This window comes from Novosphingobium sp. SG754, from assembly GCF_013149315.1.
GTDB lineage: Bacteria > Pseudomonadota > Alphaproteobacteria > Sphingomonadales > Sphingomonadaceae > Novosphingobium > Novosphingobium capsulatum.
In genome coordinates this window covers 146985-171992 of record NZ_JABGCC010000004.1, presented here as the reverse complement: position 1 = coordinate 171992, position 25008 = coordinate 146985, and the positions used below count along the sequence as shown (strand labels likewise).

The 25008-nt window shown below is 64.3% G+C and carries 21 protein-coding genes; 8 read left to right on the top strand and 13 right to left on the bottom strand.

Annotated features, from left to right (window positions below):
- Positions 1 to 29: 29 nt before the first annotated feature.
- From FHW97_RS11440 to FHW97_RS11420, 5 genes are all read right to left on the bottom strand, one after another.
- Positions 30 to 2342: a TonB-dependent receptor gene (locus tag FHW97_RS11440; RefSeq protein ID WP_171799034.1), complete on the bottom strand. Its 2313-nt coding sequence runs from the start codon at positions 2340 to 2342 to the stop codon at positions 30 to 32.
- A 223-nt stretch (positions 2343 to 2565) separates the two neighbouring features.
- Entirely contained in the window at positions 2566 to 4566 is a 2001-nt protein-coding gene (rpoD, locus tag FHW97_RS11435; RefSeq protein WP_022675588.1) for an RNA polymerase sigma factor RpoD, read from the bottom strand.
- Between the two features lie 96 nt (positions 4567 to 4662).
- Positions 4663 to 6528: a DNA primase gene (gene dnaG, locus FHW97_RS11430; protein WP_169048058.1), complete on the bottom strand. Its 1866-nt coding sequence runs from the start codon at positions 6526 to 6528 to the stop codon at positions 4663 to 4665.
- A gap of 45 nt (positions 6529 to 6573) precedes the next feature.
- Entirely contained in the window at positions 6574 to 6966 is a 393-nt protein-coding gene (locus tag FHW97_RS11425; RefSeq protein ID WP_169048057.1) for an endonuclease domain-containing protein, read from the bottom strand.
- Between the two features lie 136 nt (positions 6967 to 7102).
- Complete coding sequence (locus FHW97_RS11420; RefSeq protein WP_022677779.1) at positions 7103 to 7555, bottom strand: GatB/YqeY domain-containing protein; 453 nt, start codon at positions 7553 to 7555, stop codon at positions 7103 to 7105.
- Positions 7556 to 7717: 162 nt separating this feature from the next.
- Here FHW97_RS11420 and carA point away from each other — a divergent pair, with 162 nt between their 5' ends.
- The 3 genes from carA (at position 7718) to greA (ending at position 12892) form a co-directional block, all read left to right on the top strand.
- Entirely contained in the window at positions 7718 to 8893 is a 1176-nt protein-coding gene (carA, locus tag FHW97_RS11415; RefSeq protein WP_171799033.1) for a glutamine-hydrolyzing carbamoyl-phosphate synthase small subunit, read from the top strand.
- Positions 8894 to 8969: 76 nt separating this feature from the next.
- The gene (carB, locus tag FHW97_RS11410; RefSeq protein ID WP_062782216.1) at positions 8970 to 12284 is read left to right on the top strand and encodes a carbamoyl-phosphate synthase large subunit; all 3315 of its coding nucleotides are present in this window, start codon (positions 8970 to 8972) and stop codon (positions 12282 to 12284) included.
- 131 nt (positions 12285 to 12415) lie between these two features.
- On the top strand, positions 12416 to 12892 hold the full coding sequence (gene greA / locus FHW97_RS11405; RefSeq protein ID WP_022677776.1) for a transcription elongation factor GreA: 477 nt from the start codon (positions 12416 to 12418) through the stop codon (positions 12890 to 12892).
- Between the two features lie 83 nt (positions 12893 to 12975).
- Here greA and FHW97_RS11400 read toward each other — a convergent pair whose 3' ends face one another.
- The 5 genes from FHW97_RS11400 to FHW97_RS11380 form a co-directional block, all read right to left on the bottom strand.
- On the bottom strand, positions 12976 to 13197 hold the full coding sequence (locus FHW97_RS11400) for a DUF4170 domain-containing protein (RefSeq protein ID WP_022677775.1): 222 nt from the start codon (positions 13195 to 13197) through the stop codon (positions 12976 to 12978).
- A gap of 137 nt (positions 13198 to 13334) precedes the next feature.
- Positions 13335 to 13880, bottom strand: a complete 546-nt coding sequence (locus tag FHW97_RS11395; protein ID WP_171799032.1) for a hypothetical protein — start codon at positions 13878 to 13880, stop codon at positions 13335 to 13337.
- Positions 13877 to 14224 carry a hypothetical protein gene (locus tag FHW97_RS11390; protein ID WP_022677773.1) on the bottom strand — a complete coding sequence of 116 codons (348 nt, stop codon included), beginning with the start codon at positions 14222 to 14224 and terminating at the stop codon, positions 13877 to 13879. Before FHW97_RS11390 ends, FHW97_RS11395 begins: the two co-directional genes overlap by 4 nt.
- Positions 14221 to 14634, bottom strand: coding sequence for a hypothetical protein (locus tag FHW97_RS11385; protein WP_171799031.1), 414 nt, complete (start codon positions 14632 to 14634; stop codon positions 14221 to 14223). The genes FHW97_RS11390 and FHW97_RS11385 overlap by 4 nt, the downstream gene beginning before the upstream one ends.
- Positions 14627 to 15250, bottom strand: a complete 624-nt coding sequence (locus tag FHW97_RS11380) for a hypothetical protein (protein ID WP_253941748.1) — start codon at positions 15248 to 15250, stop codon at positions 14627 to 14629. The genes FHW97_RS11385 and FHW97_RS11380 overlap by 8 nt, the downstream gene beginning before the upstream one ends.
- A gap of 275 nt (positions 15251 to 15525) precedes the next feature.
- Between FHW97_RS11380 and eno the strand changes: the two genes are divergently transcribed.
- A complete protein-coding gene (eno, locus tag FHW97_RS11375; RefSeq protein ID WP_022677770.1) occupies positions 15526 to 16809 on the top strand; it encodes a phosphopyruvate hydratase in 1284 nt (427 codons plus the stop codon).
- Positions 16810 to 16967: 158 nt separating this feature from the next.
- Here eno and ribH read toward each other — a convergent pair whose 3' ends face one another.
- From ribH to FHW97_RS11360, 3 genes are all read right to left on the bottom strand, one after another.
- Positions 16968 to 17390, bottom strand: coding sequence for a 6,7-dimethyl-8-ribityllumazine synthase (gene ribH, locus FHW97_RS11370; RefSeq protein ID WP_171799030.1), 423 nt, complete (start codon positions 17388 to 17390; stop codon positions 16968 to 16970).
- A gap of 5 nt (positions 17391 to 17395) precedes the next feature.
- Positions 17396 to 18661: a 3,4-dihydroxy-2-butanone-4-phosphate synthase gene (gene ribB / locus FHW97_RS11365; RefSeq protein ID WP_022677768.1), complete on the bottom strand. Its 1266-nt coding sequence runs from the start codon at positions 18659 to 18661 to the stop codon at positions 17396 to 17398.
- A 67-nt stretch (positions 18662 to 18728) separates the two neighbouring features.
- The gene (locus FHW97_RS11360) at positions 18729 to 19286 is read right to left on the bottom strand and encodes a homogentisate 1,2-dioxygenase (RefSeq protein ID WP_107715589.1); all 558 of its coding nucleotides are present in this window, start codon (positions 19284 to 19286) and stop codon (positions 18729 to 18731) included.
- A gap of 168 nt (positions 19287 to 19454) precedes the next feature.
- On the opposite strand from FHW97_RS11360, the gene FHW97_RS11355 reads away from it, so the two are divergent.
- The 4 genes from FHW97_RS11355 (at position 19455) to adhP (ending at position 24999) form a co-directional block, all read left to right on the top strand.
- Positions 19455 to 20090, top strand: a complete 636-nt coding sequence (locus FHW97_RS11355) for a flavin reductase family protein (protein WP_107715588.1) — start codon at positions 19455 to 19457, stop codon at positions 20088 to 20090.
- A 189-nt stretch (positions 20091 to 20279) separates the two neighbouring features.
- Positions 20280 to 22775, top strand: coding sequence for a TonB-dependent receptor (locus FHW97_RS11350; protein WP_171799029.1), 2496 nt, complete (start codon positions 20280 to 20282; stop codon positions 22773 to 22775).
- A 99-nt stretch (positions 22776 to 22874) separates the two neighbouring features.
- Positions 22875 to 23735, top strand: coding sequence for a pirin family protein (locus FHW97_RS11345; protein ID WP_171799028.1), 861 nt, complete (start codon positions 22875 to 22877; stop codon positions 23733 to 23735).
- 238 nt (positions 23736 to 23973) lie between these two features.
- On the top strand, positions 23974 to 24999 hold the full coding sequence (gene adhP / locus FHW97_RS11340) for an alcohol dehydrogenase AdhP (protein WP_022677763.1): 1026 nt from the start codon (positions 23974 to 23976) through the stop codon (positions 24997 to 24999).
- Positions 25000 to 25008 lie beyond the last annotated feature (9 nt).

Here is a 25008-nt window from a genome sequence, read left to right as displayed (position 1 = left end):
CGTCCCGATTGTTATGCTGTGCGATGCGATCAGCGGAACGAACCGCTGAACGAGACACCGATCGTGCGCGGATCGTTGTAGATCCCGGCGCGATAGTTGGAGGTGTCGATCACGCCGACCAGGTTGCGCTTGTTCGTCAGGTTGCGGGCGAACACCGCCAACTCGTAGCGACCAAACGCGAAGCCGGCCTTGGCGCCCAGCTCGTAGTTGCCGTCAGAGGTGTATTCCACCGTCTTGTAGGGCACGTACATGGTATAGCCCTGCAGGTTGAAGTCTGCGCCGACGAACGCCTTGAAGTCGTCGTTCAGCGGCAGGTCGTAGCGACCCGACAGGTTGAGGTTGAAGCGCGGTGCGTTGGGCAGCGAATTGCCGTTGATCTGCGCAAAGTAGTTCGCGCCGACCTTGTTGACCGGGTTGAGTACGGTTTCCGACAGGACGCCACCAGCCGAACCGGCCTGGGCAAACACGTTGGGGTCCTTAACCTCGGTGTGCAGCACGCTCACGCCGATGTCGAAGCGCAGGTTCTTCGACGGACGCAGGCCCACTTCCGCTTCGGCGCCATAGCCCACGGCCTTGTCGGCATTGAACAGCACGCCGCTGCCATTGCTGTCGTTGCCGTTCAACTGGATGTCGGTGACGGTGTAGTAGAACCCGGTGAGGTTGAACGTCAGCGCGTTATCCAGCCAGGCGCTCTTGATGCCGGCTTCCCACGAGGTGTTCTTTTCCGAATTGGCCGTGGTGAACGGCGAATTGAACACGGCCGAGCGACCCTGGATGGTCGGGCCACGGAAGCCGCGCGCCACGCGGGCAAAGAACGACAGGTCGGAATTGGCGCGATAGAGCAGGCTGGCGTCAAAGCTCGGCTGCGTGTCCGACAGGCGCACGTTGCGCGGTGCCGTGGCCGGGAAGGTCACCACGCCGGCGGCCGTGTCGGCCGTCTTGAGCAAGGTGGTGGTCTTGGTGTCGTTGGACAGACGCGCGCCAGCGGTGAAGCGCAGCTTTTCGGTCAGGTCATAGCTGGCTTGGCCAAACACCGCCCAGCTGGTGTTGACGTTATGCAGCAGCACCCAGTTGTTGGGATTGGCACCCGGCGCGCCAGCGTTCAGGAAATACGCGCGCTGGTCGAACTCGGTGTAATCGCGCGAGTCGAAGTAGATGCCGCCCAGCTGCCACTTGAAACGGGCCGCGTCGGGGCTCGCCAGGCGCACTTCCTGGCTCCACTGGTTGAGGCTGCGCAGCACGCCGCGCGATTCGCCAAAGCCGGCGCCGCCGAAGTTGGACGCCGCGCCGCCGTCGGTGTCACCCCGGCTCGAACCGTGCGAGGCTTCATAGGCCGTGATCGAGGTCAGCGTCATACTGCCGATGTCCTGCACGGCCTTGAGCGAGACGCCCTTGGTCTTGTAGGCCTGCGGGTTGTTGCCGCCTTCGTCATAGGCCACGTTGGTCAGGTCCAGATTCTGCGGCACGGTGTGAGTGCCCTTCTGGATCGAACCACGGTAGAAGATCGAGGCGCTGCCGTCGTAATCGCGATAGTGGCCCGAGAGGCGCAGCGACAGGGTTTCGGTCGGCTGGGCGAGCAGTTGCAAGCGCACGTCGCGCTCGTTGAAGCCGCCCATGACGTTGTTGCCGGGCTTGGTGCCGTCGTCGCTGACGCCGGTGTAGGTGTTGTTGATCCAGTTGTCGCGGTGCTGGTACAGGCCCGACAGGCGGAAGCTGACGCGGCCGTCAGAAGTCAGCGGACCACCGACGCCGGCGTCGATGTTCACGCTGTTGCGGCTGCCCCAGCTGGCGCTGGCCTGGCCGGCCCAGGTTGCGGTGGGCTGGGCGGTGTCGAACTTGACGATACCGGCCGTGGTGTTGCGGCCGAACAGCGAACCCTGCGGGCCGCGCAGCACTTCCACCTGGGCGATATCGAACGCCGGGTTGGACTTGAGCACAACGTGCTCCATCACCACGTCGTCCTGGATCACCGACACCGGCTGCGAAGCGCCGAGGTAGAAGTCGATGTTGCCAAGGCCGCGGATGTAGAAGCGCGGGAAGATGCGGCCCGTGGTCGATTCGACGTTGAGGCTGGGCACGCGGCCAGCGAGCGAGAGCAGCGTGTCAGCGCCGGCGGCCTGCAGGTTGTGCAGCAGTTCGGGCTTCATCACGGCCACCGACACCGGCACCGACATGATGTTTTCCTGGCGGCGCTCTGCTGTCACGACGATGGCGTTGCCGGCATCGTCAGCAGCGGCGGCGGCCGGCGCAGCGGGTGCAGCATCCTGGGCAAAGGCGGCAGGTGCGATGGCCGCAAAGGCGGCCCCCGCCAGCATGGCGGAAGCGAAACGGGTGGTACGCATGGAATTTCCCCTGACGGAAAGGACGCGGTCTTTGCCGCTGTTGTGTGATCCGGCCGGGCTATTAGCGTTTTGTGTCAAGCCTGTGTCAGACTAATGCAAGGGTGTGTCGGTTTCAGTTGATACTGATGCCGCATTGCAACACATACCCTGCACACGAAAAGAGGCGCCAGGCCTGGGCCGGGCGCCTCTTTGGCGTAGCGCGCTTGCGGCAGTGCCGCAGGGCTTACTGATCGAGGAACGAGCGCATCTTGCGGCTGCGGCTCGGGTGCTTGAGCTTGCGCAGCGCCTTGGCTTCGATCTGACGAATGCGTTCGCGCGTCACCGAGAACTGCTGGCCAACTTCTTCCAGCGTGTGATCGGTGTTCATACCGATGCCGAACCGCATGCGCAGCACGCGTTCCTCGCGCGGGGTCAGGCTGGCCAGAACGCGGGTGACGGTTTCCTTGAGATTGGCCTGGATGGCCGCATCCACCGGAATGATCGCGTTCTTGTCCTCGATGAAATCGCCCAGGTGCGAATCTTCCTCGTCGCCGATCGGCGTTTCGAGGCTGATCGGCTCCTTGGCGATCTTCATCACCTTGCGCACCTTTTCGAGCGGCATCGAGAGACGCTCGGCCATTTCCTCGGGCGTGGGCTCGCGGCCCTGCTCGTGCAGGAACTGGCGGCTGGTGCGCACCAGCTTGTTGATCGTCTCGATCATGTGCACCGGAATGCGGATGGTGCGCGCCTGGTCGGCGATCGAGCGCGTGATCGCCTGGCGGATCCACCAGGTGGCATAGGTGCTGAACTTGTAGCCGCGGCGGTACTCGAACTTGTCCACCGCCTTCATCAGGCCGATGTTGCCTTCCTGGATGAGGTCCAGGAACTGCAGGCCGCGGTTGGTGTACTTCTTGGCGATCGAGATCACGAGGCGCAGGTTCGCTTCGACCATTTCCTTCTTGGCGATGCGCGCCTCGCGCTCACCCTTCTGGACCATGTTCACGATGCGGCGGAACTCGGCCAGCTGCATGCCGGTGGCCGAGGCAATGTCGGCCACTTCGGCGCGGATGCGTTCGACCGCGCCCGCTTCGGTGGCGGCAAAGGCCGCCCATTTCTTGTCGCGCGTGGCGAGCGACTGCAACCAGCCTTCGTCCAGCTCGCGCCCGACGTAATGGTCGAGGAAGTCCTTGCGGCTCACCTTGTGGCGCTCGGCCAGGCGCAGCATCTGCCCGCCCAGCGTGGTCAGCCGGCGGTTGAACGCATAGAGGTTGTCGACCAGGTATTCGATCTTGGAAGCGTGGAACTGCACGCTTTCCACCTGCGCGGTCAGTTCCTCGCGCAGCTTGTGATATTCGGTTTCCTTGGCGGCCGAGAACGGCAGGCCCAGGCCCAGCGCGTCAAGACGCTCGCCCTGGAGCTTTTCAAAGGCGCGGAACAGGCTGGTGATTTCGGCAAAACGCTCCAGCGCGGCAGGCTTGAGCGTGGCTTCCATCTGCGCGAGGGAAAGGGTGTTGTCTTCCTCTTCCTCTTCCGCCGGACGGGCGCGGCGCTCGCGCAGCTCGTCGTCCTCGTCCTCGGTTTCCTCTTCCTCGACGTCTTCCTCTTCCTTGAAGGAAGGGCCAGCGGTGGCCTCGCTGATTTCGCCGTCGGCTTCCTCGCCGTCTTCGGACAGGTTCTCGGGCTGCGGTTCCTTGGACAGCATGGCATCGAGATCGAGAATCTCGCGCAGCTGCATTTCGCCCGCGTTGAGCGCTTCGGACCACTGAATAATGGCGTGGAAGGTAATCGGGCTTTCGCACAGGCCCATGATCATGGTGTCGCGGCCGGCTTCGATGCGCTTGGCGATGGCGATTTCGCCCTCGCGGCTGAGCAGTTCCACGGCGCCCATTTCGCGCAGGTACATGCGCACCGGATCGTCGGTGCGTTCGATGGTTTCCTTGCGCTTTTCAACTACCGGGCGGTCGTCCATCCCGGTGTCGTTGTCTTCGGCTTCCTCAGCCTCGCGCTCTTCGGGATCGACCGCGTCCTCGTCGCTCTCGACGATGTTGACGCCCATTTCCGAGATCGCGGCCATGATGTCCTCGATCTGCTCGGAGGACATCTGGTCTTGCGGCAAAGCTTCGTTCAGCTCGTCATACGTGATGACGCCGCGACGCTTGGCGCGCGCGATCAGCTTCTTGATCGAAGCCTCGTTAAGGTCGATCAGCGGTGCATCGCCGCTATCGGTCTTGTCGTTGGAAGCCATTAACCCCGATACCACCCTTTGACGTCGTGCCGCATTGGGCCCCATCGGTGCCCAGGCAAGGATCGCATCCGGTCTCGGGCGATCCATATGTTCCTATTATAACGATGCACGAGTGCGACCCATTTGCCCCAACCTGGCCAGCAAAGCCAGCCTTCGTTGCAGCAATCGTTGTTGTTCGGCAAAGCTATCCTCGGAAAAGTCATTTTCCAGGCGCTCTGTCGCTCGCGCCAGCGCCGATTCGACCGCCGGAAGATCGACAATCAGCTCGATCGCTTCGGCCAGTTCGTCAAGCGCGGTGGCGCTCGTTTCCGAAAGAAAGCCGAATCGCAGGCCATCGTAATCGTCTGCCGACGGCACCTCTAGCTGCCGCTCCAGCAATATGGGGCGCAAGGCCGTGCTTTCAAGCGGCGCGCCCGATTCGGCAAAGGCCAGCAGCGCATCGAGCAGCGCGGCCATGCCGGCCTGCGCGGGGTGGACGCGCGCCAGCGCCTCGCCATGGCGGGCCAGCGCGGCAGGATGCACCACCAGCCCGGCCAGAACCGCCGCCAGCAGCGCGTCACCGGAACCGACCTTGGCCGAGAGGCGGCTGGCCGTGGCGGCGGGCAGGGGCGGGGGTGCCGGCTTCCACGGCCCGCGTCCCTGGCGCGGCTGGAACGTGCCACCCTGGCGCGGGGTGAAGGCAGGGCGCTCGCGCCGGGCAAAGGCCAGTTCGCCAAAGCGATCCAGCAGTTCACGGCGGTAGAGCGTCTTGATATCGGGGTGGGCGATCGTGTCGCAATGGGCCAGCAGGCGCGCCTTGAGCCCGGCCTTGTCCTCCGGCGTGGTCAGCGGCGAGGCGTCACGCTCGCCTTCCCACAGCACATCGACCAAGCTGCGCGCGGTGCCGAGCAGATCGAGCATCGCCTCGCGCCCGCGTTTCTTGACCACGTCATCGGGGTCCATGCCATCGGGCAGCGTGACGATGCGCAGGCTGTGCCCAGGGCGCAGCAGGGGCAGGGCGCGCGTCACCGCCTTCATCGCCGCGCGCTGCCCGGCGGCATCGCCATCGAAACACAGCGTCGGGCATTCGGTCACGCGCCACAGCCGCTCTATCTGGTGCTCGGTCAGCGCGGTGCCCAGTGGGGCGACGGCTTCGGCAATGCCGGCGGCGGCCAGGGCGACCACGTCCATATAGCCTTCGACCACCACGATCCGGGCCGACGATCGCGCGGCCGGTGCAGCGCGGTGCAGGTTGTAGAGCGTGCGGCCCTTGTCGAACAACGGCGTATCGGGCGAATTGAGATACTTGGGGGCGTCGGTCTTTTCGGCCGCGAGGATGCGTCCGCCAAAAGCGATGATCCGTCCCCGCTGGTCGGCGATCGGCAGCATCAGCCGCCCGCGAAAGCGATCATAGGGCGTCTTGCCTTCGACCACGATCTGCAGGCCAGCCTCGATCAGCATGCTTTCGGGAAACTGGCCCAGGGCCTCTTTCAGCGCAGTGCGGCTATCGGGGGCATAGCCAAAGCCGAATTCACGCGCGATGCGCTCGGGAAACCCGCGCGAGGCGAGGTAGGCCCGCGCCCGCTCGGCTTCTGGCGCTTTCAGGCTGGCCACGAAAAAGTCCTGCGCCGCTTGCATCACATCGTGCAGCGACTTGGCCGCCTGCGCGCGCTGGGCGGCCTGGCGGTCCATCTCGGGCATGTCCATGCCCGCCTGTGCCGCCAGTTCCTTGACTGCCTCGATGAACGGCAGGCCCTGGTGATCGGTCATCCAGCGGATGACATCGCCATGCGCGCCGCAGCCAAAGCAGTGGTAGAAGCCCTTTTCGTCGTTGATCGTGAAGCTGGGCGTCTTCTCGTTGTGAAACGGGCAGCACGCCTTGAACTCGCGCCCGGCCTTCTGCACGCGGATCGACCGCCCGATCACGCCCGAAAGCGAGACGCGATTGCGCAGTTCATCCAGCCATTGCGGGGTCAGGCTCAAGCTCCCCTCCCGCCTGCGGGAGGGGCTGGGGGAGGGCGTGTTGCGTCAAAGCTCACCCTTCGCTCCCAATTCCTTCAAAACACGGATCAATTCCAAGATAATCCCATCACGGTTGTTCATCACGTCGCCGTTCCAGAAGCGGGCGACGGAGAAACCCTGGCTCTCCAGAAACGCTGTTCGCCGGGCATCATAGGCCTGCGCCGCCGCATGCGTGGCGCCGTCGATTTCGATGACCAGCCGATATTCCCGCGAAATGAAGTCGCAGATGTACGGCCCGATGGGGAATTGCCGATTGAACCGCACGCCCAGCACTTGGCGGCTGCGCAAGGCCTGCCACAGGTGGCGTTCCGGTTCGGTGGCATTGTTGCGCAAGTGGCGGGCGCGGGCGGTAGGGCGCTGGTCACCCTTGTCGTTCGCGCGCTGCCAAGCTTGGTCCATCGGGGGAACATGCCCTCCCCCAGCCCCTCCCGCAAGCGGGAGGGGAGCTAAAAAGAAGTCCCTCCAGCGGGCGGCGAAGGCCTGACACCAAAATCCCCCTCCCGCCGGTGGGAGTGGTTAGGGGAGGGCATGTTGCTTACGAAAGCGCCGCCTTCACCAGGCCGCTGGCCTTGCTCATGTCGATCTGCGTGCCGTGGCGCGCTTTCAGTTCGGCCACGACGCGGCCCATGTCCTTCATGCCGGTGGCCCCAAGTTCGGCCTTGATGCCTTCGATCGCGGCCTTGACGTCGTCTTCGGAAAGCTGCGCGGGCAGGAATTCCTCGATCACGACCAGTTCGGCCTTTTCCACGTCGGCCAGTTCCTGGCGGCCGCCCTGCTCGAACAGGGTGATCGATTCGCGGCGCTGCTTGACCATCTTTTGCAGCACGTCGATCACCACGGCATCGTCGTCCGGCACCGTCTTTGCGGTGCGCAGTTCGATGTCCTTGTCCTTGAGCTTGGCCAGGATCAGGCGGACGGCGGCAAGGCGTCCCTTGTCTCCGGCTTTCATGGCAGCCACTTGCGCGGCCTTGATCGTGTCGCGGATCATGTCGTGTTTTTCCTGTGGGTGTTCGGGCCGCGCAGGGCGGCGCAAAGGATTCCTCCTAGGACAAACTTTCTTGAACCGCTAGGTTGACGCTGCGGCCATAGGAGCGTAGCGGCCGGGCCTTAGCAACATCGCCAGAACCCCTGCCAACGGAGCGCCCCCATAATGGCCGACCCCGCCCTTTCGCTTGCGTCCCAACCAGAAGGATCGACGGGTGTTCTCGTCCTTGCCGACGGTTCGGTCGCCTGGGGCCGAGGCTTTGGCGCCGTGGGTGAAGCCGTTGGCGAGGTGTGCTTCAACACCGCGATGACCGGCTACCAGGAAGTGATGACCGATCCGAGCTATGCATCGCAGATCGTCACGTTCACCTTCCCGCACATCGGCAATGTCGGCACCAATGCCGAAGACATGGAAAGTCATGGTGTGCCCGGTGCCGTGGGCTGCGTGGTGCGCGAAGACGTGACCGCGCCGGCCAACTTCCGCGCCCAGGGCACGTTCCAGCAGTGGATGGAGCGCCAGGGCCGCATTGGCCTGGCCGGCATCGATACCCGCGCATTGACCCGCCGCATCCGCGTGAGCGGCGCGCCCAACGCGGTAATCGCCCACAATCCCGAAGGCCAGTTCGACCTGGAAGCCCTGTTGGAAAAGGCGCGCGCCTGGCAGGGGCTGGAAGGCCTTGACCTCGCCCGCGTGGTCAGCCGCGAGGCCCGCGAAGAATGGCAGGGTTCGGTCTGGCACTTGGGGCAGGGCTATACCCGCCCCGAAGGCACTGGCCGCCCGCACGTCGTCGCCATGGATTTCGGCGCCAAGGACAACATCTTCCGCAACCTGGTCAAGGCCGGGGCGGACGTTACCGTGGTGCCGGCGCAGACCGGGTTGGACGATATCATGGCGCTCAAGCCGGCCGGCGTGTTCCTGTCCAACGGTCCGGGTGACCCGGCCGCAACCGGGGCCTATGCCGTGCCGGTGATCCAGCAGCTGCTCGCGGCCGACGTGCCGATCTTCGGCATTTGCCTCGGGCACCAGATGCTCGGCCTGGCGGCCGGCGCCAAGACCACCAAGATGAACCAGGGCCATCGCGGCGCCAATCATCCGGTCAAGCGCAACGAAGACGGCGTGGTGGAAATCACCTCGATGAACCATGGCTTTGCCGTGGACAATGCGCCGGGTTCGCTGCCTGCCAACGTGATCGAAACCCACGTCTCGCTGTTCGACGGTTCCAACTGCGGGATCGCCATCACCGGCAAGAAGGCGTTCGGCGTGCAATACCACCCCGAAGCCTCACCCGGCCCACAGGACAGCTTCTATCTGTTTGAAAAGTTCGTGAGCATGCTGGGTTAACCGCCCAGCCATCGTTTCCGAACCCATTCGCCGTGCCCGGCACGGCTGACGCCAGAACAAAGACAAAGGCCCACCCATGCCCAAGCGCACTGACATCTCCTCGATCCTGATCATCGGCGCCGGGCCGATCATCATCGGCCAGGCTTGCGAGTTCGACTATTCGGGCACGCAGGCGGTCAAGGCGCTCAAGGAAGAGGGCTATCGCATCATCCTGGTCAATTCCAACCCGGCCACGATCATGACCGACCCGGAAATGGCCGACGCCACCTATGTGGAGCCGATCACGCCCGAAGTGGTGGCCAAGATCATCGCCAAGGAACGGCCCGATGCCGTGCTGCCGACGATGGGCGGGCAGACCGCGCTCAACACCGCGCTGGCCCTGGCCAATGACGGCACGCTGGAAAAGTATGGCGTGACGATGATCGGCGCCAACGCCGAGGCGATCGACAAGGCCGAAGACCGCCAGAAGTTCCGCGACGCGATGGACAAGATCGGGCTGGAATCGGCCCGGTCGGGCGTGGCCCACACCGTGGAAGAAGCACTCGCCGTGCTCGAAACCACTGGCCTGCCTTCGATCATCCGCCCCAGCTTTACCCTGGGCGGCACCGGCGGCGGCATTGCCTACAACAAGGACGAGTTCATCAAGATCGTCCGTGGCGGCCTGGAAGCGTCGCCCACCACCGAAGTCCTGATCGAGGAATCGCTCCTCGGCTGGAAAGAATACGAGATGGAAGTCGTCCGTGACCGGAACGACAATTGCATCATCATCTGCTCGATCGAGAACGTCGATCCGATGGGCGTGCACACCGGCGACTCCATCACCGTGGCCCCGGCGCTGACGCTGACCGACAAGGAATACCAGATCATGCGCAATGCATCGATCGCGGTGCTTCGCGAAATTGGGGTGGAAACCGGCGGTTCCAACGTGCAGTTCGCGGTCAACCCCAAGGACGGGCGCCTGATCGTGATCGAGATGAACCCGCGCGTCTCGCGCTCCTCGGCGCTGGCGTCGAAGGCCACCGGCTTCCCGATCGCCAAGGTCGCGGCCAAGCTGGCGGTGGGCTATACCCTCGACGAGATCACCAACGACATCACCGGCGCCACGCCGGCGAGCTTTGAACCGACGATCGACTATGTCGTCACCAAGATCCCGCGCTTTGCCTTTGAAAAGTTCAAGGGTTCCGAACCGCTGCTGTCGACGGCGATGAAGTCGGTCGGCGAAGTCATGGCGATCGGCCGCAACCTCAAGGAATCGCTGCAGAAGGCGCTGCGCGGCCTGGAAACCGGCCTCGATGGCTTCAACCGCTATGATGCGCTCGAAGGCGCCACGCGCGACGAGATCAACGCCGCGCTCAGCCGCGCCACGCCCGAGCGCCTGCTCGTGGCCGGCCAGGCCTTCCGCGAAGGCTTCAGCGTCGAAGACGTCCACGCCGTGACCAAGTACGAACCCTGGTTCCTGCGCCACATCGCCGAAATCATCGCCGAGGAAGAGGCGGTGATCCAGCACGGCCTGCCCGTGACCGCCGAAGGCATGCGCCGCCTGAAGGGCATGGGCTTTTCCGACAAGCGCTTGGCCAAGCTGGCGGTGCGCTCGGCGGGCCTGGTCGGCAGCCCCAACCATGCGCGTTCGGGCCTGGTGCACGATGTGGTTTCGGCCATGGCTGGCGCCACCAGCGAGGCCGAAGTGCGCAAGCTGCGCCACAAGCTGGGCGTGCGCCCGGTGTTCAAGCGCATCGACAGCTGCGCCGCCGAATTCGAGGCGGTCACGCCCTACATGTATTCCACCTATGAAGGTGGCCTGTTCGGTGAGCCCGAAAACGAAGCCATGCCCAGCGATCGCCGCAAGATCGTGATCCTGGGTGGCGGCCCCAACCGCATCGGCCAGGGCATCGAGTTCGACTATTGCTGCTGCCACGCCTGCTTCGCGCTGGAAGACGCCGGGTTCGAGACCATCATGGTCAACTGCAACCCGGAAACCGTTTCCACCGACTATGACACCTCGGACCGCCTCTATTTCGAGCCGCTGACGGCCGAAGACGTGCTGGAAATCCTTGATGTCGAGCGCTCCACCGGGGAACTGGTCGGCGTGATCGTGCAGTTTGGCGGGCAGACCCCGCTCAAGCTGGCGCAGGCGCTGGAAGACGCCGGCATCCCGATCCTGGGCACCTCGCCCGACGCGATCGACCTGGCCGAAGACCGCGAGCGCTTTGCCGCGCTGGTCGAGCAGTTGGGCCTCAAGCAGCCGGCCAATGGCATCGCCCGCAGCCGCGACGAAGCCATCGCTGTGGCCAGCCGCATCGGCTATCCCGTGCTGATCCGCCCCAGCTATGTGCTGGGCGGCCGCGCCATGGAAATCGTCGACAGCCAGGCCCAGTTGGAAGACTACATCGCCACGGCGGTGCAGGTTTCGGGCGATAGCCCGGTCCTGATCGACCAGTATCTGCGCGATGCGATCGAATGCGATGTCGATGCGCTGGCCGATGGCGAAACCGTGCGCGTGGCCGGTGTGCTGCAGCACATCGAGGAAGCCGGCATCCATTCGGGTGACAGCGCCTGCACCCTGCCGCCCTATAACCTGCCGGCCGAAATCGTTGCCGAAATGGAGCGGCAGGCGGTTCTGCTGGCCCAGGCGCTGCAAGTGCGGGGCCTGATGAACATCCAGTTCGCGGTCAAGGATGGCGACGTTTACCTGATCGAGGTGAACCCGCGCGCCAGCCGCACCGTGCCGTTCGTGGCCAAGGCCGTGGGCCAGCCAATCGCCAAGTATGCCGCCCGCGTGATGGCCGGCGAACGCTTGGCCGATCTGCCCGAAATCCGTCGCGACATCGATTACATGGCGGTGAAGGAAGCGGTGTTCCCGTTTGCACGCTTCCCCGGCGTCGATCCGGTGCTCTCGCCGGAAATGAAGTCGACCGGCGAAGTCATGGGTATCGACGACAATTTTGGCATGGCTTTCGCCAAGGCGCAGCTGGGTGCCAGCACCCGCCTGCCGCAGGGCGGCACGCTGTTCGTCTCGGTCAAGGATACCGACAAGCCGGTGGTCCTGCCGGGCGTGCGCAAACTGGCAGCGATGGGCTTCAAGATTGTCGCCACTGGCGGCACTGCCCGCTACCTGGCCGACAACGGCGTGAACGTGGAACAGGTCAACAAGGTGGCTGAAGGCCGCCCGCACATCGTCGATCGCATCATCGATGGCGAGATTGCCCTTATTTTCAACACGACCGAAGGCTGGCAAAGCCACAAGGACTCCGCTTCGATCCGTGCGTCGGCGCTCAATGGCAGGGTTCCCTACTTCACCACGGCGACCGCATCGGTGGCCGCGGCAGAGGCGATCGAGGCTTTGCGCAGTGCCGAACTTGAAGTGAAGTCACTGCAAGACTATTATCGTTGATCGTCCAAGGGTTCCCCTCCCACAGCGTTGCCCATCGCGGCTGAACGTGGCCAGGCTGGTTTCCAGCCCGGCGGGGGAACGGTTTTCCCTCGAACCCATTGGGCCAGGGAATTGAAAGAGAAGGATTACGGATGGCCAGTGTTGAAAAGCTGCCGATGCTCCAGGAAGGCTATGAAAAGCTGACTGCCGAGCTCAAGCTGCTGCGCGAGGAGCGTCCCCGGATCGTAGACGCCATCGAGGAAGCACGCGCCCACGGCGATCTTTCCGAAAATGCCGAATACCATGCCGCGAAGGAACGCCAGGGGCAGGTTGAAGCGACGATCGCCGATCTCGAAGACAAGATCAGCCGCGCGCACATCATCGACCCCACCACCTTGTCGGGTGACCGCATCGTGTTTGGCGCCACGGTGACGCTGCTCGACGATGATGAAAAGCCGGTGCGCTACCAGATCGTGGGCCAGGCCGAGGCCGACGCCAAGCGTGGCCGCATCAGCTACAATTCGCCGCTCGGCCGCGCGCTGATCGGTCGCAAGGTGGACGAGGAAATCGAAGTCACGGTTCCCTCGGGCGACAAGTTCTACCTGGTGCAGAAGATCGAGTTCATCTGAACCGATCCTGCGCAAAGCCATCAAAAAGCCCCCGGAAACTGCTGTTTCCGGGTGCTTTTTGCATTGGCGCGATCGCGCTGCGATCAGGCGTCGCTTTGCGCCGGATCGAGCAGCTTGTGGAGGTGGACCACCACATAGCGCATTTCGGCATCGTCAACGGTGCGCTGCGCTGCCGAACGCCAGGCTTCTTCGGCCGCGGCATAATCGGCATAGACACCGACGAGATCGATGGCTTTGAGATCGACGAAATCGAGCGTCTGCGGGTCTTTCACCCGGCCGCCCATCACGAGATGGAGTTTCTGCATTGTGGCCCTTCCCTGGGAGGATGCCAAAAGCCGATGGCAAACTGTGCGGCTTTGCGCAAGACCCGTGCGCGGCTGCACATTTGCAACCTGCGCACGGGCATTTGCGCAAAACGGCGCTGGGGGCAGGGCGGGCGTGCTCAGCGCTTGAGACGGGCGGCCAGTTCGCTGGCCTTCGTCAGCGCCACGTCGGCCGCCTCGCGTGCGGCGTTGGCAGCCACTTCGGCCAGATCGGTCGCCTTCTTGCGTGCTTCGCCGGCGCCTTCGGCCAGCTTGCCGCCGGCTTCGCTGCCGATGTCTTCCAGCTTGTGCACGCCTTCGCGGCCGGCATCGGCCGCCTTTGCGGCATAGGCAAGGGCGATTTCTGCGGCCAGCGTCGCCAGCGTGCTGGCTTTCTTGCCGAGCCCGGCAGCGACCTGCTCGGCCGGTTCGGCCAGGCTGGCAAAGGTTGAGGCGGCAGTCGGCTTGCGGCTGCGCGTGGCCAGCTTGCCGACGACCAGGCCAAGCGCGATGCCGCCGGCCAGGGCCGCCAGGGGATGCTGCTCCACCACCTGGCGCACGGTGCTGCCCACTTCCGCAGCCTTGGTGCGGGCCTGGGCCACGCGATCGCTCGCCTGGCTGCTAGTCTCGTCCTGCGCCGGCACTACCGGGGTCAGTTCGGGCGTCTGCTTCGTGTCGTCGCTCACCATAATCCTCCAGTTTTGCGCCCCCACTTGCGATTTTCGCGCTTGCCGAACCATCCGCTCGGCCGCTTGTCCCACAGCCATTGGCCAAGGGCTGTCAGCGGCTCGCGCAAGGTCCAGCCTGCGAGCACCACCAGGGTAATGATCAGCGCCGGTGCGGTATCCTTGATCACCGTGCCGGCGCCGTCGATGGCTTCCACCATTTCGTCGATCAGGCGATCACGCAGTCGCTGCCCCAGGGGGCGCGCGGCCAAGTCATCTTTGAGACCGACAAGTTCCGATCGCATGTCCTGCCAGGCCTGCGCGCGCGCCTGGGCGGCGGCCAGCAGGGTTTCCTCGGCGCTCATGCCGCTGTTTCCTGCATGGCGTTCTCCTGCTCTACGGCAGTAACCACTGCCGCTTCTGCCCGGGTGGGCTTACCCAGCACCGTATCGCGGGCATCGCGAAACGCGCGCACGGCGGCGCGGAAGCACAGGCCGCTGAGCAGCATGAGGCCCAGGCCGACCACGGCCAGCGCCCCCCAGGCCGTCAAGAGTGGCGCCAGCGCAATGAGCAGGCCCACCACCAGCGCCACCAAGGTCAAACCGCCGAACGCGCCAGCCAGGAGCAGATAGATGGCCACGCGTTTGCCCCGGCTCCAGCCAAAGCCAACGCGCGCCTTCTGATAGGCCATCTCGGCGCCGAGAACGGCTTCACCCTGGCGGAACAGCGCTTCGAGTCGCGCGGCCAGCGGCGTGGCCTCGCTGCTGTCAGGCATCCGTGCTGTCGCCACCGCGGAACAGGCGGGCCAGCACGAAGCCGGTCACGGCCGCGATGCCAAGCGCGGTGGCCGGGCTCTTGCGCACGAAGGTCTTCACGTCTTCACCCAGTTCGGCAAAGTCCTTGGATGCGAGCTTGTCGGCGGTGTCTTCCACGCTCTTGCCGGCGGTGCGGGCATAGTCGCCATACTTGACGCCGAGCTTTTCATCGATGGCCTCGGCCGAACCGGCAATGGCCTTGCCCACGGCGGCAAGCGCTTCGCTGGCCTTGGCCTTGCCATCGTGCGCCAGATCGGCGCCCTTGTCCTTGGCCTGCGCGGCCAGGGCCTTGGCCTCGTCAGACCACTGCGCGGCGGTGTCGGTCGCCTTGTCCTTGTAGACCTGGCTCTTTTCCAGTGCCTCGGTCTTGAGCGTTTCGGCGCTGCTGCGTGCTTCGTCCACGGCCTGGGCAAAGCGGGTCTTGGCCTTTTCAGCCAGATCGCGTGCCGTGGCGGCCAGGTCGTGCGCCTTCACGTCGACGGCATCGGCCGCCTTGGTGCCGGCATCCACCAGATCGGCGCCGGCATCCTTGATGGCAGCTTCGGTTTCGTTGGTTTCAGGTGCGGTGTCGGCCATGAGAATCCCTTTCTCTTTCGACAAATTCGTATGCCACAATCGTATGCCCTGCATGGGCCATGGATCGGGCGGCGTTCAGGTGTTGCACTGCGGCATTATTTGCCGCTCTACGCCATCTTGCAAGCCAACGCCGCTTGCTTGCCAAGGTTCCACCCGATAGGAGCCCGGCAGGCCGGTGAAGTCCAGAGAAACTTGCCCTGGATAGTTACACCGTCGTTCGCTGCTGGAAGCAGGCCCACTGGGGGCCGGCCACCGAAAGCCAAGGGAAGCCGATCATGACCGCGATCATCGATATTCACGCCCGCGAAATTCTCGACAGCCGGGGCAATCCCACCGTCGAAGTCGACGTTCTCCTTGACGATGGCTCGTTCGGCCGCGCCGCCGTGCCGTCCGGCGCCTCGACCGGTGCGCACGAAGCAGTCGAACTGCGTGATGGCGACAAGAGCCGCTATCTGGGCAAGGGCGTGACCAAGGCGGTCGACGCCGTCAACGACGAGATCAGCGAAGTCCTGCTCGGCCTCGACGCCGAAGACCAGCGCGACATCGACATGGCGATGATCGAACTGGACGGCACCGAGAACAAGGGCCGCATCGGCGCCAACGCCATTCTCGGCACCTCGCTCGCCGTGGCCAAGGCCGCTGCCGATGCGCGTGGCCTGCCGCTCTATTCCTATGTTGGCGGCGTGTCGTCGCACGTGCTGCCGGTGCCGATGATGAACATCATCAACGGCGGCGAACATGCCGACAACCCGATCGATTTCCAGGAATTCATGATCATGCCGGTGGGTGCGCCCACCCTGGCCGAAGCCGTGCGCTGGGGCGCGGAAGTGTTCCACACCCTCAAGAAGGGGCTCAAGGACAAGGGCCTGGCCACGGCCGTGGGCGACGAAGGCGGCTTTGCCCCCAATCTTGCCAGCACGCGCGATGCGCTCGATTTCGTGATGGCCTCGATCGAAAAGGCCGGGTTCAAGCCGGGCGAAGACATGGTTCTGGCGCTGGACTGCGCCAGCACCGAATTCTTCCGCAACGGCAAGTATGAAATCAGCGGCGAAGGCCTCTCGCTCAGCCCCGATGCCATGGCCGATTACTTGGCCGCGCTGTGCGATGCCTATCCCATCCTCTCGATCGAAGACGGCATGGCCGAAGACGATTTCGAAGGTTGGGCCGCGCTCACCAGCAAGATCGGCAAGCGTGTGCAGCTGGTCGGCGACGATCTGTTCGTGACCAACCCCAAGCGCCTGGAAATGGGCATCGGCAAGGGGCTGGCCAACTCGCTGCTGGTCAAGGTCAACCAGATCGGCACGCTCACCGAAACGCTCGAAGCGGTCAGCATCGCGCAGCGCGCGGGCTATACCGCGGTGATGAGCCACCGTTCGGGCGAAACCGAAGACGCGACCATTGCCGACCTGGCAGTGGCCACCAACTGCGGCCAGATCAAGACCGGCTCGCTCGCCCGTTCCGACCGGCTTGCCAAGTACAACCAGCTGATCCGTATCGAGGAAGAGCTGGGCCAGGCCGCGCGCTATGCCGGCCGTGGCGCGTTCGGGCGCCTCGCCTGATCCGGACATAAAAAAACCCTCTCCCCGCCGGGGAGAGGGTTGGGTGAGGGGGTGTTGGAATGTTGTTCGGAACATTCCCTCCCCCAGCCCCTCCCGCAAGCGGGAGGGGAGTTTAGAAGAAAGCCCCTCCCGCTTGCGGGAGGGGAGATCAGGTGTGATCAGTCACCCCACTTCTGCTTGAGATCGTATAGCGCCAGGGCCGCCTTGGCCGCTTCGCCGCCCTTGTCCTTCTGCGCCGGATCGGCGCGCACCAGGGCCTGGGCTTCGTTCTCGACTGTCAGGATGCCATTGCCGATCGGCAGGCCGTCCATGGTCAGCGCCATGATGCCGCGCGCGCTTTCACCCGCCACGATTTCAAAGTGATAGGTCTCGCCGCGGATCACCACGCCGATGGCGATATAGCCATCATAGCTGCCGTCCTGGTCGGCCAGCGCAATCGCCGCCGGAATTTCCAGGGCGCCGGGAACGGTGACGACATCGGCCTTGTGGCCGGCAGCCTTGAGCGCGGCGCGCGCGCCGGCGATGAGCTGGTCGTTGAGGTGCGCGTAGAACCGGGCTTCAACGATGAGGAACTTGGCCAAGAAACTTACTCCGCTGGAATCGGGCGCTCGCCCACGATGTTGAGGCCATAGCCTTCAATCGCGATCGGCGTGTGGTGGGAATTGGACAGCAAGACCAGGTCGTGGATGCCAAGATCGGCCAGGATCTGGGCGCCGATACCATAGGCGCGCAGGTCCATGTCCTGGCCCGGCGTGGCGCCGCGCACGGGATCGCTGTCTGCGGTCGGGAACAGCAGCACGATCACGCCGGCCCCGGCGCGGCCGATTTCGGTCATTGCGCGCTGCAGGGTGCGCTTGCGCGCGCCGGCCCGGCCCAGCAGATCGTCAAAGGCCGAAAAGGCATGAACGCGCGCCAGCGTGGGCGTGCCGGGAATGACCTGGCCCTTTTGCAGGACCAGGCTTTCGGTGCCATCCACCTTGTTGCGATAGGTCAGCACGCGCCAGTCGCCGCCATAGTCAGACGTGAACGGCACTTCGGCCACCTTCTGCACCAGATGGTCATGCCGGCGGCGATATTCGATCAGGTCGCGGATCGTGCCGATCTTGAGGCCGTGGCGCCGGGCAAATGGAACGAGATCGTCCATTCTGGCCATGGTGCCATCGTCCTTCATGATCTCGCAGATCACACCCGAGGGGTTGAGCCCGGCCAGCCGCGAGATATCGACCGCCGCTTCGGTATGGCCGGTGCGCACCAGCACGCCTCCATCGCGTGCGATCAGCGGAAAGACATGGCCGGGCGTGACGATGTCATGGCGGCCCTTGGCCGGATCGATCGCCACGGTAACGGTGCGGGCGCGATCATGCGCGGAAATGCCCGTGGTCACGCCTTCGCGCGCCTCGATCGAAACGGTGAACGCGGTTTCGTGGCGCGTGCCATTGTTGCGGCTCATCAGTTCGAGGCCAAGTTCCTCGACGCGCGCGCGGGTCAGCGTCAGGCAGATCAGCCCGCGCCCGTGGGTGGCCATGAAGTTGATTGCGTCGGGCGTGGCCATCTGGCCGGGAATGACCAGATCGCCTTCGTTCTCACGGTCTTCGTCATCGACGAGGATGAACATGCGCCCGTTGCGCGCTTCCTCGATAATCTCTTCGATCGGCACGATGGCGGGGCTGTCGTCACCCTCGGTCAACACCCGCTCCAGCTTGGCCAGCGTGTCGGCAGTGGGATTCCAACTGGACGAGGTGCATTCGCGCAGGGTGTTGGCGTGCAGGCCGGCCGCGCGGGCAAGCCCTGCGCGCGACATGCCGCCTTCGGTCACCAGCTTGCGGACGCGTTCGATGAGTTCGTTTGACATGCACCTGCATTGTCACATCGAAATGTGATATGCAAGAGGGTGTATCACATTGCTGTGTGAGTATTGGTCAGCCTTGCGGCACGACCAGAACCGTGATGGTGCTGGTGGCGTTGCCAACGATCTGGACGACATGGTCGCCCGGTTGCAGCGCGAAATCGATGATCTTGCGAATGCCGCTGCAATCCGGCCCATGCCCGTGCGCGGTGGTGGGCAGTGCAGCCCCGGCCGAGACCAGATCGACCCAGGCGGCGGAACTGAGCGCCACGCGATAGGTGCCCGCAGTGGTGACGTGCAGGGCAACCATTCCGCCGAAGGTGCCCGGAGCCGCAGGCTTTTGCGGCGGCAAGGCATAGTGCACTTCGGCCATGGGGTGCAGCGTCAGCGCTTCTGCTTCCCCCGGCGCAATCTTGGTCATGGCCAGGCCGGGGCGATCGGTGGCGCTTTCCAGCGTTGTCGCATTGCTCCACGCGGCAAAGGCCGGGGGCAGGGCGGCCGGCGTGGCGGGGCAGGCGGGCGCGCTGCTGGGCGCCATGGGCTGCGCGAACGCGCTGCCTGCCGACGAGGCGGCGAGGAGGGCCAGCGCCGAAGCGGCCAGGCGGCGGAATGAAAGGCTGGACGCGCGCATGAAGATCCTCGCTTATGATGATGTTTCTGCATGCATAGCATGCGGCAGACGGGGATGGCCATGGTGCCGCTTGCGGTCTTCGCGCGTTGTGGCCGCGCGGGCATATGGACAGCGCCTGGCGTGCGGCCCAAAGAGCGCCGGCGGCGTGGCGCGTGATGGAGACAACTGATGGAGTTCGATTTTTCGCAGATGGCGGCGGGTGATCGCTACAAGCTGATGAGCGCCTCGGTCACGCCGCGGCCGATCGCGTGGGTGACCACGCGATCGGCCGCCGGGGCGGCCAATGCCGCGCCGTTCAGCTTCTTCAACATGGTCGCCGCCGATCCGCCCTTGCTGACGATCGGATTCCTGCGCCAGGCCGATGGCCGCCACAAGGATACCCCGGCCAATATCCTGGAAACGAAGGAATTCGTTGTAAACCTTGTGTCAGAAGATGACGCGGAAGCGATGAACTTTACCTGCATCGATGCCCCGCCCGGATTTGACGAAGCGGCACACGCCGCCCTGTCGCTGGCGCCGTCGAGCGTGGTTGCGCCTGATCGCATCGCTACGGCCCCGGTATCGATGGAATGCCGGCTCTATCAGGCGATCGAGGCGGGACAAAGCACGATCGTGCTGGGCGAAGTCGTGCGTTTCCATATCCAGGACCGCTTCATCGACGTCGATCGCCTCTACGTCGATACCATGGCCATGGGCCTGATCGCGCGCATGCATGGCGCGGGATGGTACAGCCGCAGCGATACCTCGTTCCAACTGGCGCGGCCGCGTTATGCCGATTGGCTGGCGGAAAAGAATGACGATTGATTGACGGGATTCGTGCGAAACTGTTGCAATGCGATGACCATTTCACCGCATTGCAATATGCAACCAAGATCGTTGCATGTGTTTCTAGATGATTCTAAAATATCATAATAAATCAACGGCATATACCGAATATCTGTAGCAAATCTGGCATATTTGCGCCTTATCCGGCCACGGTTTCAAGGAGGCAATATGACCGAACAAAAATACCGCCTGGCGGCCCACGCCAGCGCCACCGTGCTTGCCCTGGCAAGCCTGGGCCTGGCCGCGCCGGCGCTGGCCCAGTCCACCGGCAGCATGGACTTCGGCAACCAGATCGTGGTGACCGGCACCGCCCAGAAGGGCATCGTCGGCGTCGCCAATCCCGATACCAGCAAGGCCTCGGCCATTCTCAGCCAGGCCTGGATCGAACGGCAGACGCCCGGCCAGTCGATCAACGACATGATCAATTACCTGCCTGGCGTCAGCTTCCAGAACAACGATCCCTATGGCGGCAGCGGCGGCACACTGATGATCCGCGGCTTTGATGCCACGCGCATTTCCGAAACCATCGATGGCGTGACGCTGAACGATGATGGCAACTATGCGCTCTATTCGGGTGAGCTGCTCGATTCCGAAGTGATCGATCAGGTCGCGGTCAATTTCGGCACGACCGACGTCGACAGCCCGACGTCATCCGCCTCAGGCTCGACCATCAACATCCGTTCGCACAAGCCGACCGAGGATTTCCACCTCAAGGCATCGGGCGCGATGGGCACTGACAATTACTACCGCGTGATGGGCATGGTCGACAGCGGCGCGATCGGACCGGCTGGCACGCGCCTCTATGGCGAATACAGCCACTCGCACAACGATTCGCCGTTCAACAACTATGGCAAGGTGCGGCGCGAACAGGCCAACGGCGGCATCTATCAACCGCTGGGCGCCAATGGCGATTTCCTGTCGCTGACCGGCACCTATGTCGGCACCGAAAACAACTTCTCGGGCTCGGTCCCGCTGTCGAACGTGCCGCTGACGGCCGACACCGGCGTCGGCTTCACCTATTTCCCGACCAGCTTCAAGAACGGCTATTACCACTATGCGCCGTGCACCACGGCGGCGGCCAATGCCGGCACGGCCGACAATGCCAACACCTGCGGTTCGGCCTATGACTATCGCGTCAACCCGGCGCAGTTGCTCAACCTGCGCGGCAGCGCGCGCCTGACGCTGGCGCCAGGCCTGGTGTGGACGATCGACCCCAGCTATCAGTGGACCAAGGCCAATGGCGGCGGCACGGTTGTGGCCTCGGAAGGCACCTCGGCCGGGATGACCGGCTATGTCAACGGCAGCTATTACCTGGGTGAGGATCTCAACGGCGACGGCGATACGCTGGACAAGGTGCGCCTGCTGGCGCCCAGCCAGACGACCACGCACCGCATCGCGCTGACCACCTCGATGCGCTATGACATCGACAGCCGCCAGGCCGTGCGTATTGCCTATGCCTTTGCCCGCTCGGTCATTTCGCAGACCGGCGAACTCGGCATGCTCAACAGCGACGGCTCGCCGATGCTGATCTCGCCGATCAACGATCCGCTCACCGATGGCGCGGGCAACGTGGTGGAAAAGCGCGACACGCGCTCGATTGCGCTGCTCAACCAGGTTTCGGCCGAATATCGCGGCAGCTTCCTCGACAATCGCCTGAAAGTGAATGCTGGCCTGCGCGCCCCGTTCATGCATCGTGACCTGACCAACGACTGCTTCACCCGCAGCAGCAGCGGCGGCGTAAGCTGCGTGTTCGGCGCATCGGCGGCAACCTATGCCGCGGCCAACCCCAGCGCGGTTTCGCCGCAACGCCGCACCTATAACTACAATGCCGTGCTGCCCAGCCTGGGCGTGACCTATGACCTGCCCAGCGCCGGCCAGATCTTCTTCAATTACTCCAAGGGCATGTCTGTTCCGCAGACGACCTCGCTCTATCAGTCGTTCTACTTTGCCAATGGCAGCAATGCCGGCCTGGTGGACCCGGAAAAGACCGACAACTTCGACCTGGGCTTCCGCCGCACCAGCGGCCCGCTCCAGGCACAGGCAGACCTGTGGTACACCCACTTCACCAACCGCCTGGGCACGGCCTATCAGCCTGACGCCAACACCGCGATCTACACCAACCTGGGCACCGTCGATCGCTATGGCATCGATGCCAACGTGTCGTACCGCTTCACCTCGCACGTGAGCGGCTATGTCTTTGGCTCGTGGCTGCATTCGCGGATCAAGGACAATGTCGATTCGCCCACCGGCGAACTGGCAACGGCCGGCAAGTTTGAATCTGCCGTGCCGATCACCACGGTTGGTGCGCGCCTGTCGGGGAACTTCCAGCCCTTCACGCTGGGGGTTCAGGTCAAGCGCACCGGTCCGCGCTATGTCAACGACCAGAACACGCCCTATTACCTCGCGGGTACGACCACGGTGGCCTATGGCGCCAAGACGCCGTCCTACACCCTTGTCGATCTCGATGCGCGCGTGGCGCTGGGCGCGGTCGGTCTCAACGACCGGTCCTATCTCCAGCTCAACGTGACCAACCTGTTCAACCAGTATTACGCGGGCGGGTTCTCGGGCACGTTCAACAACCAGGTGAGCTATACGGGCAGCTATACCAATGTGCAGATCGGTGCCCCGCGCGCCGCGATTGCCACGCTGGTTCTGGCTTACTGATCAGCCCCGCGGCTGAAAAGGGAAGGGGTGGCGCGCCGGGGAGGGCACGCCGCCCCTTTTTCCTTGCGTCTTTTCCGGCGCTTGGTCGTATCATGGGGCATGACTGAGAAAGCCTGCACCATTCACCGCCTGCATCCCGCCCATCGGGATGACATCGGCGATCTTGTCACCCGCCGCCCTCTGCCGGGGCCCGCGCTCGATCATCTTGGCGCGTTCCTGTTCCTCAACCACCATGGGCCGCAGGTCTATCCTTCGCCCAACCGGGGCCTGCCATTCGGGCCGCATCCGCATCGCGGCTTTGAAACGGTCACCTTCATCCTCACCGGCGAGTTGACCCACCGCGACACCGGCGGGCACGAAAGCACGATCCACGCCGGCGGGGTGCAGTGGATGACGGCCGGCAGCGGCCTGATCCATGCCGAAATCTCGTCAGACGATTTCAAGCGCCGGGGCGGGGCGGTGGAAATCCTACAGTTGTGGGTCAATCTGCCGGCCCGCCTCAAGATGACCGCGCCGCGCTATACCGGGGTGCAGGCCGATGGCGTGCCGGTGTTGACCGAAGACGCCGGGCGCGTGCGCGTGCATCTGGTTTCGGGCACACGCGGTGGAGCCACAGGGCCAGTCGCATCGTTGACCGGCGTGTTCATGAGCTTTGCCGCGCTCGATGCTGGCGGCACGCTGGTGGCCGAGGGGCTGCAGGGGCGCGACGTGTTCCTCTATGTCGTGCGCGGCAGCGTGGCCGTGGCCGGTACGGTGGCGCCAGCCTTCAACCTGGTGGAATTGACGCCGGGCGACCGCCTCGAACTGGTGGCGCAGGAGGACAGTGTGATCCTGCTGGGTCATGCCGATCCGATCGACGAGCCGATCGTGTCGCACGGGCCCTTCGTGATGAACAGCGTGGCCGAAATCCACCAGGCCTATGCCGATTTCCAGGCTGGCAAGTTCGGCACGATGGGCTGAAACGCTCGGCTAGGTACGGGGCTTCGACAAGCTCAGCCCGAACGGATCACTATCCTTCTTCGGAGCAGGGGAAATTCCGCAAATTCCCCGTTCGCCCTGGGTCTATGGAAGGGCTCTGCGCTACGCCGTTCCGTCAGTGCCTTTACGCTGGCACATGGCCATCGTTGATCGAGGCCAAAGCCACCCCCCGGCAGTTCATGCCATTCTCCATGTCATTGGCGAAACATGGAGAATGGCAATGGCCGAAACGATGAAAGCCGCCGTGGTGCATGCCTTTGGGCAACCGCTGACGATCGAGCGCGTGCCCATCCCGCAGCCCGGCCCCGGCCAGGTGCTGGTGCGGATCGCCACCTGCGGGGTGTGCCACACCGATTTGCACGCCGCCTGTGGCGATTGGCCGGTCAAGCCCCAGCCACCGTTCATTCCCGGGCACGAGGGCGTGGGCCATGTCGTGGCTGTGGGGCCGGGCGTGGTGGGTGTGAAGGAAGGCGATTGCGTGGGCGTGCCCTGGCTGCATTCGGCCTGCGGCCATTGCCCGCATTGCCTGGGCGGCTGGGAAACCCTTTGCCACGAGCAGCAGAACACCGGCTATTCGGTCAACGGCGGCTTTGCCGAATATGCCCTGGCCGATGCAGCCTATGTCGGCCACATTCCCGCAGGGCTCGATCTTGTGGAAGTCGCCCCGATCTTGTGCGCCGGGGTCACGGTCTACAAGGGCCTCAAGATGACCGATACCAAGCCGGGTGACTGGGTGGCCATTTCGGGCATCGGCGGGCTGGGGCACATGGCGGTGCAATATGCCAAGGCCATGGGCCGCAAGGTGATCGCGGTGGATGTGGACGAGGCGAAGCTCGATCTTGCCCGCCGGCTGGGCGCAGAGCTTACCGTCAACGCCGTGCAGGACGATGCCGCTGCGTTCGTTCAGGCGCATTGTGGCGGCGCGCAAGGCGTGCTGGTCACGGCCGTATCGCGCAAGGCGTTCGAACAGGCGCTGGGCATGGCCGCGCGCGGCGGCACCGTGGTGCTGACCGGCTTGCCACCGGGCGATTTCCCGCTGTCGATCTTCAACACCGTGCTGGGCGGCATCACCGTGCGCGGCTCGATCGTCGGCACGCGGCTCGACCTGATCGAGGCGCTGGACTTTGCCGCCGCAGGCAAGGTGCGCGCGACGGTGGAAACGGTGAAGCTGGAGGATATCAACGCCACGTTCGAACGGATGACCGCCGGCACCATCGAAGGGCGCGTGGTTCTCGATCTGCGATAAGGGGGATGA

Coding starts and splice junctions, on each gene's coding strand:
- FHW97_RS11440 (WP_171799034.1), bottom strand. CDS start 2,342: ATGCGTACCACCCGTTTCGCTTCCGCCATGCTGGCGGGGGCCGCCTTT.
- rpoD (WP_022675588.1), bottom strand. CDS start 4,566: ATGGCTTCCAACGACAAGACCGATAGCGGCGATGCACCGCTGATCGAC.
- FHW97_RS11425 (WP_169048057.1), bottom strand. CDS start 6,966: ATGGACCAAGCTTGGCAGCGCGCGAACGACAAGGGTGACCAGCGCCCT.
- FHW97_RS11420 (WP_022677779.1), bottom strand. CDS start 7,555: ATGATCCGCGACACGATCAAGGCCGCGCAAGTGGCTGCCATGAAAGCC.
- carA (WP_171799033.1), top strand. CDS start 7,718: ATGGCCGACCCCGCCCTTTCGCTTGCGTCCCAACCAGAAGGATCGACG.
- carB (WP_062782216.1), top strand. CDS start 8,970: ATGCCCAAGCGCACTGACATCTCCTCGATCCTGATCATCGGCGCCGGG.
- greA (WP_022677776.1), top strand. CDS start 12,416: ATGGCCAGTGTTGAAAAGCTGCCGATGCTCCAGGAAGGCTATGAAAAG.
- FHW97_RS11400 (WP_022677775.1), bottom strand. CDS start 13,197: ATGCAGAAACTCCATCTCGTGATGGGCGGCCGGGTGAAAGACCCGCAG.
- FHW97_RS11390 (WP_022677773.1), bottom strand. CDS start 14,224: ATGAGCGCCGAGGAAACCCTGCTGGCCGCCGCCCAGGCGCGCGCGCAG.
- FHW97_RS11385 (WP_171799031.1), bottom strand. CDS start 14,634: ATGCCTGACAGCAGCGAGGCCACGCCGCTGGCCGCGCGACTCGAAGCG.
- FHW97_RS11380 (WP_253941748.1), bottom strand. CDS start 15,250: ATGGCCGACACCGCACCTGAAACCAACGAAACCGAAGCTGCCATCAAG.
- eno (WP_022677770.1), top strand. CDS start 15,526: ATGACCGCGATCATCGATATTCACGCCCGCGAAATTCTCGACAGCCGG.
- ribB (WP_022677768.1), bottom strand. CDS start 18,661: ATGTCAAACGAACTCATCGAACGCGTCCGCAAGCTGGTGACCGAAGGC.
- FHW97_RS11360 (WP_107715589.1), bottom strand. CDS start 19,286: ATGCGCGCGTCCAGCCTTTCATTCCGCCGCCTGGCCGCTTCGGCGCTG.
- FHW97_RS11355 (WP_107715588.1), top strand. CDS start 19,455: ATGGAGTTCGATTTTTCGCAGATGGCGGCGGGTGATCGCTACAAGCTG.
- FHW97_RS11350 (WP_171799029.1), top strand. CDS start 20,280: ATGACCGAACAAAAATACCGCCTGGCGGCCCACGCCAGCGCCACCGTG.
- FHW97_RS11345 (WP_171799028.1), top strand. CDS start 22,875: ATGACTGAGAAAGCCTGCACCATTCACCGCCTGCATCCCGCCCATCGG.
- adhP (WP_022677763.1), top strand. CDS start 23,974: ATGGCCGAAACGATGAAAGCCGCCGTGGTGCATGCCTTTGGGCAACCG.